This window comes from Micromonospora sp. ATCC 39149 (assembly GCF_000158815.1).
Lineage (GTDB): Bacteria > Actinomycetota > Actinomycetes > Mycobacteriales > Micromonosporaceae > Micromonospora.
The window spans coordinates 2,040,545-2,049,937 of sequence record NZ_GG657738.1 but is presented as its reverse complement, the minus strand read 5'-3'; the positions used below and the strand labels follow the sequence as shown (position 1 = coordinate 2,049,937).

Annotated in this window: 8 protein-coding genes and 2 tRNA genes; 7 read left to right on the top strand and 3 right to left on the bottom strand. The window is 69.2% G+C overall.

Going from position 1 to position 9,393, the window contains the following annotated elements; genetic code table 11:
• The first annotated feature begins 230 nt into the window (after window positions 1-230).
• Window positions 231-1,667 (top strand): RICIN domain-containing protein, encoded by a 1,437-nt coding sequence (locus MCAG_RS08430; protein WP_007072537.1) that lies wholly within the window; start codon window positions 231-233, stop codon window positions 1,665-1,667.
• Between the two features lie 120 nt (window positions 1,668-1,787).
• Here MCAG_RS08430 and MCAG_RS08425 read toward each other — a convergent pair whose 3' ends face one another.
• Window positions 1,788-2,333, bottom strand: a complete 546-nt coding sequence (locus MCAG_RS08425) for a GNAT family N-acetyltransferase (RefSeq protein WP_036376681.1) — start codon at window positions 2,331-2,333, stop codon at window positions 1,788-1,790.
• Window positions 2,334-2,663: 330 nt separating this feature from the next.
• Window positions 2,664-2,737, bottom strand: a tRNA-Gly gene (locus MCAG_RS08420).
• A 419-nt stretch (window positions 2,738-3,156) separates the two neighbouring features.
• Between MCAG_RS08420 and MCAG_RS08415 the strand changes: the two genes are divergently transcribed.
• The 6 genes from MCAG_RS08415 (at window position 3,157) to MCAG_RS08390 (ending at window position 8,671) form a co-directional block, all read left to right on the top strand.
• Window positions 3,157-3,230: transfer RNA gene (locus MCAG_RS08415), tRNA-Pro, on the top strand.
• Window positions 3,231-3,447: 217 nt separating this feature from the next.
• Window positions 3,448-4,800, top strand: a complete 1,353-nt coding sequence (gene tig / locus MCAG_RS08410; protein ID WP_007072535.1) for a trigger factor — start codon at window positions 3,448-3,450, stop codon at window positions 4,798-4,800.
• A 164-nt stretch (window positions 4,801-4,964) separates the two neighbouring features.
• On the top strand, window positions 4,965-5,606 hold the full coding sequence (locus MCAG_RS08405) for an ATP-dependent Clp protease proteolytic subunit (RefSeq protein ID WP_007072534.1): 642 nt from the start codon (window positions 4,965-4,967) through the stop codon (window positions 5,604-5,606).
• 14 nt (window positions 5,607-5,620) lie between these two features.
• Complete coding sequence (locus tag MCAG_RS08400; protein ID WP_036372858.1) at window positions 5,621-6,283, top strand: ATP-dependent Clp protease proteolytic subunit; 663 nt, start codon at window positions 5,621-5,623, stop codon at window positions 6,281-6,283.
• A 209-nt stretch (window positions 6,284-6,492) separates the two neighbouring features.
• Window positions 6,493-7,788, top strand: a complete 1,296-nt coding sequence (clpX, locus tag MCAG_RS08395; RefSeq protein WP_007072532.1) for an ATP-dependent Clp protease ATP-binding subunit ClpX — start codon at window positions 6,493-6,495, stop codon at window positions 7,786-7,788.
• Window positions 7,789-7,873: 85 nt separating this feature from the next.
• Window positions 7,874-8,671, top strand: a complete 798-nt coding sequence (locus tag MCAG_RS08390; protein WP_036376678.1) for a carbon-nitrogen hydrolase family protein — start codon at window positions 7,874-7,876, stop codon at window positions 8,669-8,671.
• 124 nt (window positions 8,672-8,795) lie between these two features.
• Here MCAG_RS08390 and MCAG_RS08385 read toward each other — a convergent pair whose 3' ends face one another.
• Window positions 8,796-9,023 (bottom strand): hypothetical protein, encoded by a 228-nt coding sequence (locus tag MCAG_RS08385; RefSeq protein ID WP_036372855.1) that lies wholly within the window; start codon window positions 9,021-9,023, stop codon window positions 8,796-8,798.
• Between the last annotated feature and the right edge of the window lie 370 nt (window positions 9,024-9,393).

Here is a 9,393-nt window from a genome sequence, read left to right as displayed (position 1 = left end):
CGGGCCGACGCCGAGAACCCGACAAGCGGTGCGGAGGCTCGTGTCGCGGTGGCTCTCCCTGATTGGCCTGTCTGTGGTTGTGGCACCCTGCCCAAAGTCCGGTTACCGCAGTGTTGCGGATGCGTAACCATCAATGGGTTAATGCAGGTGCAGCCCAGCTCCGACGGCATCGCGTCGCCGGATCGTGCGGCGGGGGTCGAGGCCGGCCCGGTCCACGGAAGGACGAGCGGATGAGAAGAAGCGGACGCCTCCTGTCACTCGGGGTGGCGCTCACTGTGGCCGTGGCGACGGTGGTCATCCCGACGGCGGGTGCCCAGGCAGCGCCGGTGACCGTCACCAACGGCACGCAGTTCACCGACACCAGCGGGGCCGTGGTGCACGCCCACGGTGGTGGCGTCCTCAAGGTCGACAACTACTACTACTGGTTCGGCGAGAACCGCAACCCGGACAACACCTTCCGGGCGGTCTCCGTCTACCGCTCCACGGACCTGCGCACCTGGGAGTTCCGCAACAACGTCCTGACCCAGTCGTCGGCCGCCGAGCTGCGGGTCGCCAACATCGAGCGACCGAAGGTCATCTACAACGCCAGCACCGGCCGGTACGTGATGTGGATGCACAAGGAGAACGGGTCCGACTACAACGAGGCGCGGGCCGCCGTCGCCTCGTCGGCCACGGTGGACGGCAACTACACCTACCACGGCAGCTTCCGGCCGCTCGGGCAGCACATGTCCCGGGACATCATGCTCTACAACGACAACGGCACCGCGTACATGATCTCGGCCGCCGACGACAACTACGACCTGCACATCTACCGGCTCACGGCGGACTACCTCAACGTCGCCAGCCTCGTCGGCAACTTCTGGGACGGCGCCCACCGCGAGGCACCCGCCCTGTTCAAGCGGGGCAGCACGTACTTTCTGCTGACCTCTGGGGCGACGGGCTGGAGCCCGAACCAGGCCAAGTACGCCACCGCGCAGAGCATCTCGGGGCCCTGGAGCGGCTGGACCGACGTGGGCAACAGCACCACCTTCAGCTCCCAGCCGGCCTTCGTGTTGCCGATCCAGGGCACCTCCACCACCAGCTACCTGTACCTCGGTGACCGCTGGGCGGGCGCCTGGGGCGGTCCCGTCGGCGACTCGCAGTACGTGTGGCTGCCGATCACCTTCCCGTCCAGCACCAGCATGAGCCTGACCTGGTACCCGTCCGTCACCATCGACACGGCCACGGGAACGATCACCGGCAACTCGCCCGCCTACTACCGCATCACCGCCCGGCACAGCGGCCGGGTGATGGACGTGGTGGGCAACTCGACGGCGAACAACGCCGAGGTCAAGCAGTACGCCTGGAACGGCGGCGGCAACCAGCGGTGGGAGTTCCAGGACGCCGGCGGCGGCTACTTCCGCGTCGTCAACGCCAACAGCGGCAAGTGCCTCGACGTCGCCAACGCGTCCACCGCCGACGGCGCCAACATCATCCAGTACACCTGCGGCAGCGGCACCAACCAGCAGTGGCAGTGGGCCGCGACCGGGAGCTACTTCCAGCTCCGGGCCCGGCACAGCGGCAAGTGCCTCGACGTGGTCAACGCCGGCACCGGCGACGGCGCGGACATCCAGCAGTCCGGGTGCGGCGGCGGCACGAACCAGCAGTGGTCACGTAGCCAGTCCTGACCGACGGCACCGGAAGCTGGAAGCGGCGGCCGGCCAGGTGGCTGTACGGACGGCTGTACAGCCAAGCCAGAGGGCGTTGGCACGTTGATGGCACATGGCTGCTGCCGGGAGAGACGTCGCCTACGTCTCGAAGACCACATCCGCACGCTTGCGGTACAGCACGCAACGGCGCAAGGGACCCTCGTCCACCTCGGGGTCGTCAAAGTCCTCGGCCGGGTCCGTGGTCATGCCGATCCGGCGCATCACCGCCTGCGAACGCAGGTTCGCCTTGGTGGTCACCGCCAAGATCTCGGTTAACCCAACCTTGTCAAAGCCGTGTCGCAACACCGCCACCGCCGCCTCCGTGGCATACCCGTGCCCCCAAGCCGACCGGGACAGCCGCCAGCCAGCCTCCACGCCGGTAAACGGCATGCCCTCGTCCACCACGTCCAGGCCAGCGAACCCGACGAATTGCCCTGTGTCGCGGACCCCCACAGCCCAGAAGCTGAAGCCGTTCCGGTCTAGATCTTCCTGGAAGCTGCGCATCGAGGCCGCGGCCTGCTCCGGAGTGAGTAGCGGCCCGAGATGTTCTCGGACCTCCGGGTCGGCGTTCATTGCAGTCCACGGCGACAGGTCGGAATCCCGCCAGTTCCGCAGAATGAGCCGCTCAGTCTCGATCTCCACCATCCGGCGAAGGTAGGCCACCCCGCCGGAGCTCGGCAAAGCGTTATCCGAGCCCGGCCGCCCCGCTGCCCTCCGGATAGATGCCAGGGACTTCGCCGCCCGGTCGGGGCCGAGGGTGGCCGTAGGCATGGGGCGTGCCGACGCGCAGCGCCCTTGACTCCGGGCGGGTGGCGTAGAGGATCCGGCAAGAGGACCGCGCGGCCGGCACGCGAACTCGCCTCGGACGGCATGGCCGGCGCTACTGGCACGCCAATGGCACGCAAGATCAAAGAGAGCTGGCACGAGAACGGCCCAGGCGCGGCGAAAATGCCGTTGACCTGGGCCGGAGTGCCGTGGAGCGGGCGACGGGAATCGAACCCGCACCGTCAGTTTGGAAGACTGAAGCTCTGCCATTGAGCTACGCCCGCTTGCGCCCCGGTGTACGGGGCGCGCCGACAGCCTACCCGGTGCCCCCGGTTCGGCGCGCGTCCAGTCCACCCGTATCCGCGTTCCACGTCATGTCGGTGAGGTGGCGGTATCCCCGAACGGTGATACCGCCATGTCGCCGCCGTCGCGCCGCCGACCCGCCGATGTTGCGCCGCCGTCGCGCCGCCGACCCGCCGATGTTGCGCCGCCGTCGCGCCGCCGACCCGCCGATGTTGCGCCGCCGTCGCGCCGCCGACCCGCCGATGTTGCGCCGCCGTCGCGCCAGCGACCCGCCGATGTCGCGCCGCCGACGCGCCGCCGGCCCGGCACGCCCCGCCCAGCCGACGTCGCGCCGCTGATCCACGCCGGGGATGCCCCGGCACCCCTGGCGCGCGCCGACGGCATACACTTCTCGTCGTCACGGGGTGTGGCGCAGCTTGGTAGCGCACTCGCTTTGGGAGCGAGGGGCCGTGGGTTCAAATCCCGCCACCCCGACTGTCGTCCGTGGCCGGGCACCCCGGAACCGCCGGTCCCTGGGAGCCCACCGGTTCCCCGGGTGCCGACGGGTCCGGGAGCACCGGTTTCCCGGGGCCGATGGGTCCCGGGATCCGCCGGTTCCCCCGGGCGCTGCCGAGGAGCCGCGCCGGCTCGCCTACACTCGATGGGCTGAATCACGCCCAGACTCAACTGAGATCCGTCAAGGAGTACGCCTGTGAAGAGCACCGTCGAGACTCTGAGCCCGACGCGCGTGCGGCTCGCCATCGAGGTGCCGTTCGTCGAGCTCGAGCCGAGCCTCAAGAAGGCGTACCGGGAGATCGGTTCGCAGGTGCAGGTGCCCGGCTTCCGCCGGGGCAAGGTGCCGGCCACCGTGATCGACCAGCGGGTGGGCCGGGGCACCGTCCTGAACGAGGCGGTGCAGGAGGCCATCCCGCAGAACATCCTCGCCGCGGTCCGCGAGCACGACCTGAAGACCCTCGGTCGCCCCGAGGTCGAGATCACCGAGTTCAACGACGGTGACTCGCTCAACTTCACCGCCGAGGTGGACGTCCGGCCCGAGATCACCCTGCCGGCCCTGGACTCGATCGAGGTCACCGTCGACGAACTCCAGATCGACGAGAGCGAGATCGACGAGCAGGTGAAGAACCTGCGCGATCGGTTCGCCACGCTGAAGACCGTCGAGCGGGCCGCCGCCGAGGGCGACTACGTGCAGATCGACCTGAACGCCACGGTCGACGGCGAGGACGTCCCGGGCGGCTCGGCGACCAACATCTCCCACGAGGTCGGCAGCAAGCAGCTCCTGCCGGGGCTGGACGAGGCCCTCGTCGGCCTCGCCGCCGGTGAGAGCACCACCTTCACCACCCAGCTCGTCGGCGGCGACTTCGCCGGCCGTGACGCCGAGGTGTCGGTGACCGTGCGCACGGTCAAGGAGAAGGAGCTGCCGGAGCTGGACGACGACTTCGCCCAGCTGGCGAGCGAGTTCGACACCATCGAGGAGCTGCGCGGCGACCTGCGTGAGCGGGTCACCCGGGGCAAGCGGGTCGAGCAGATCTACGCCGCCCGGGACAAGGCCCTGGAGCAGCTCGTCGAGGCCGCCGGGGTGCCGGCGCCGGAGGGCGTGGTGCGCGAGGAGGTCGAGAGCCGCAAGCAGGCCATGATCGACCAGCTGGAGCGGATCGGTGCCTCCCTGGAGGAGTACCTCGCCGCCGAGGAGAAGACCGAGGAGCAGGTCGACGCCGAGCTGAACGAGGCGGCGACCGAGGGCGTCAAGATCCAGCTCCTGCTGGACACCCTGGCCGACGCCGAGAACGTCCAGGTCTCCGACGACGAGTTCGGCCACGAGATCGTCCACCGCGCGCAGCGCGCCGGGATGCCCCCGCAGCAGTTCTACGACCAGCTGGTCCGTTCCGGCGCGGCGGCGGCAGTCTTCGGCGACGTGCGGCGCGGCAAGGCGCTGGCCTCGGTGATGGAGCGCATCACGATCAAGGACACGGCGGGCAACGAGGTGAGCCTCGACGCTATCCGCGCCGAGAGCGAAGAGGCACACGACCACGACCACGAGCACTGATCGTCGGCTGGCCGCCGTCCACCGGTCGCGGTGGGCGGCGGCGAGCCCTTTTCCGGGTACGTCCCGAGGGCTGCGCTGAGAGCGAAAAGCGCCCCGACCGGGACTCTGCCACCCGGGCAAGCGGTTAGTGTCGGGTAGGACGGTACGGAGAGCGAAGGGCTGCCATGACCGACATGCACATCCCAGCGAAGCCGCTCCGGGCGATCGATGCCCGCGGTGGCGACAACATTGGCAACCTCGACGACTCGGTCTACAACCGGTTGCTCAAGGAGCGCATCATCTTCCTGGGCAGCGAGGTGAATGACCAGGTGGCCAACCGCATCTGCGCGCAGCTGCTGCTGCTCGCGGCGGAGGACCCGGACCGGGACATCTTCCTCTGGATCAACTCGCCGGGAGGCTCGGTCTACTCCGGCATGGCGATCTACGACACGATGCAGTACATCGACAACGATGTCTCCACGGTGGCGATGGGCATGGCCGCCTCGATGGGGCAGCTGCTGCTCTGTGCGGGCACCAAGGGCAAGCGGTACGCCCTGCCCCACGCGCGGATCATGATGCACCAGCCGTCCGGCGGCATGGGCGGCACCGCGTCGGACATCGCCATCCAGGCGGAGCAGATGCTGTACACCAAGCGGATGTTCCAGGAGCGGGTTGCCTTCCACACCGGCCAGACCCAGGCCCAGATCGAGGCGGACTCGGACCGTGACCGCTGGTTCACCGCCCAGGAGGCCATGGACTACGGCTTCATCGACAAGGTGATCACCGGAGCCGCGCAGGTTCCGGAAGGCGCCGGGACCCTGAGCTGACCGAGGAGCTGACGATGACCGACCTGAGCCTGCCGCCCCAGTTCGCGGCCGTGCACAACCGCTACGTCCTGCCGTCGTTCGTCGAGCGCACGTCGTACGGGGTGAAGGAGTCCAACCCGTACAACAAGCTCTTCGAGGACCGGATCATCTTCCTCGGCGTCCAGGTGGACGACGCGTCGGCCAACGACGTGATGGCGCAGCTGCTGACGCTTGAGGGCACCGACCCGGACCGCGACATCATCATGTACATCAACTCGCCGGGTGGCTCCTTCACCGCCATGACGGCGATCTATGACACCATGCAGTACGTCCGGCCGGACATCTCCACGGTCTGTCTCGGCCAGGCCGCCAGCGCCGCCGCGGTGCTGCTCGCCGCCGGCACGCCGGGCAAGCGGATGGCGCTGCCGAACTCGCGGATCATCATCCACCAGCCGGCTACCGAGGGCGGCTACGGGCAGGGCTCGGACATCGAGATCCAGGCCCGGGAGATCCTGCGGATGCGTACGCAACTGGAGGAGATGCTCTCCCGGCACTGCAACCAGCCGGTGGAGAAGGTCCGCAAGGACATCGACCGGGACAAGATCATGACGGCCGAGGAGTCCCGCGAGTACGGGCTAGTCGACACGATCCTCACCAGCCGCAAGAAGGGCCTGCTCGCCGCCAACGCGGCCAGCTGAGCCGAGCATCGGGTCGGAGGTCGGCCGGGCGCGTTCCCGGCCGACCTCTGACACGCCCGATTTGGGGGTCGGAGAAACTCCCGCCAGCGGGTAACGTCGGGCCCGTACCGCTGCGTCGGGACGGTCCGGCGAGCGAACGGAGACGGACGGAGCGCAGCGTCCGCAGGTCATGGCCGGTGCACCGGCCGATGAGTGCAGGGAGAACGTAGGTGGCACGGATCGGTGACGGCGGCGACCTACTTAAATGCTCCTTCTGCGGCAAGTCGCAGAAGCAGGTGAAGAAACTCATCGCGGGGCCTGGGGTCTACATCTGCGACGAGTGCATCGATCTCTGCAACGAGATCATCGAGGAGGAGCTGGCCGAGTCCGGCGAGGTGAAGTGGGAAGAGCTTCCCAAGCCGATGGAGATCTGCCAGTTCCTCGACAACTACGTGGTCGGCCAGGACCAGGCCAAGAAGGCGCTCGCGGTCGCGGTCTACAACCACTACAAGCGGATCCAGGCCGAGGCGGCCGGCGCGCCGGGCTCCGGCAGCGACGCTGTCGAGCTGGCCAAGTCCAACATCCTGCTGCTCGGGCCCACCGGCTGCGGCAAGACGCACCTGGCGCAGACCCTCGCGCGGATGCTGAACGTCCCCTTCGCGATCGCGGACGCCACCGCCCTCACCGAGGCCGGGTACGTCGGCGAGGACGTGGAGAACATCCTGCTCAAGCTGATCCAGGCCGCGGACTACGACATCAAGCGCGCCGAGACCGGCATCATCTACATCGACGAGGTCGACAAGATCGCCCGTAAGTCGGAGAACCCGTCGATCACCCGGGACGTCTCCGGCGAGGGCGTCCAGCAGGCGCTGCTGAAGATGCTCGAGGGCACGGTCGCCAACGTGCCGCCGCAGGGCGGTCGCAAGCACCCGCACCAGGAGTTCATCCAGATCGACACCACCAACGTGCTGTTCATCTGCGGCGGGGCCTTCGCCGGTCTCGACCAGATCATCGAGGCCCGCACGGGTCACGGCGGCACGGGCTTCGGCGCGCGGCTCCGCTCGGTTTCCGAGCGGTCGACCGACGACATCTTCAGCCAGGTCATGCCGGAGGACATGCTGAAGTTCGGCCTGATCCCCGAGTTCATCGGCCGCCTTCCGGTGATCACCAACGTTCGCAGCCTCGACCGCTCCGCCCTCGTGCGGATCCTCACCGAGCCGCGCAACGCGCTCGTGAAGCAGTACCAGCGCCTCTTCGAGCTGGACGGCGTGGAGCTCGAGTTCGATCCGCCGGCCCTGGAGGCCATCGCCGACCAGGCGATGCTGCGCGGCACGGGTGCCCGGGGCCTGCGCGCCATCATGGAGGAGGTCCTGCTCTCCGTGATGTACGAGGTGCCGAGCAACCCCGACGCCGCCCGGGTGCTGATCACCCGCGAGGTCGTCCTGGAGAACGTGAACCCGACGATCGTGCCCCGGGAGTTCAGCGGCCGCCGGGCTCGCCGGGACCGCGAGGAGAAGTCTGCCTGACCCGTCCGCCGTCGGGGGGAGCGCCAGCCCCTCCGCCGGCGGCTGAGGCTGTCGCGGGGGCCCTCCCGGCCGTACGCTGATGGTCATGCGCGTCGCCGTCTGCCAGCTCAACTCCCGCGACGACCGGGCGGCCAACCTCTCCGCCGCGGAGGCTCTGTTGGTTCGGGCCGCGTCGGCCGGCGCGGACCTGGCGGTCCTCCCGGAGTACGTCGACTTTCTCGGCCCCGCCGCAAGCATGCCGGAGCCCGAGCCGGTGGACGGCACCGTGGGCCGGTTCTTCGCTGGCGTCGCCCGTCGGCTCGGCATCTGGGTGCACGCCGGGTCGTTCCACGAGGCGGGTCCGGACCGGGAGCACAGCTGGAACACCTCGCTGGTCTTCGACCGCACCGGCACGCTCGCCGCCAGCTACCGCAAGATCCATCTGTACGACGTGGAGATCCCGGGCCGGGTCTCGTACCTGGAGTCGGCGACGGTCGCCCCGGGGGAGAAGCCGGTGGTGGTCGACGTCGAGGGCGTCCGGGTCGGGTTGTCGATCTGCTACGACCTGCGGTTTCCGGAGCTGTACCGGCAACTGGTCACGGAAGGGGACGCCACACTGCTGGTGGTGCCGGCGGCGTTCATGCTGCACACCGGGCGGGACCACTGGGAGGTCCTGTTGCGGGCGCGGGCCATCGAGAACCAGTGCTTCGTCGCCGCCGCCGGTCAGACCGGCGACCACGAGCCGGGGCGCACCTGCTTCGGCCGGAGCATGGTCGTCGACCCGTGGGGGACTGTCCTCGGTCAGGTGCCGGACGGTCCCGGCTTCACCGTCGTGGACCTGGACCTGGACCGGCTCCGGACGCTCCGCAGCGAGCTGCCCAGCCTGGCTAACCGCCGGCTCTGACCTCCGGCCGTCGTTGCGCTGTCGGGTGGGCTCGCGCCCCGGGCGGTCACGCGATCACGCGCGGTCGCCCGCCCAGGCGTGGCTGTCGAGACACCCGGGTCCCCGAGTCGATGCAGGCGTCGGCTCAGCTCTGTAGGAGGACCCCGAGCACCGTGAGGCCGGCGATGGCGGTGGCCGTGATGAGCAGCGCGGCAGACATCCGGGAGCGCCCGCGCCGGGCCAACCGACCCACCGAGAGCAGGACGACGACCACCACCACGGCGCCGATGACCAGCTGCCAGAACGGCAACAGCAGTCCGAGCAGTGCTTCCTCGGCGAGCGGGGTCACCGGGGGAGGGGAGGCGGCATCCATGCCAGACACTCTGACACGCGCCCGCGCACATCCGGTCACGCCAGCGGCGTCAGCTTCGTCCGGACAGTGACAGATGCCGATTTGCCTTCCCGGTGCCGTGCGCGTAACTTTCTCCCTGCACGCGGGAGGCCGGACAAACCGGCCGAGAGCGGGTGCCAGGCTCGTGGCGGAGGCGCCGATCGAGGCTGGTCCGGGTGGTGCGACAAGGCTCCGGTGAGACGGAGTTGCAATCGCGAAGCCAACCGGGTAGAGTGCTGAAGCCGGCAGGGTTCGGGCAGATGGTCGCGAAGCGACGATCGGCTGGCCTGCGGCTCTCCACGACAGCAACGACCGCCGGGTTTCGGCGTGCGTCGGCGTGGGTCCGAGCGAA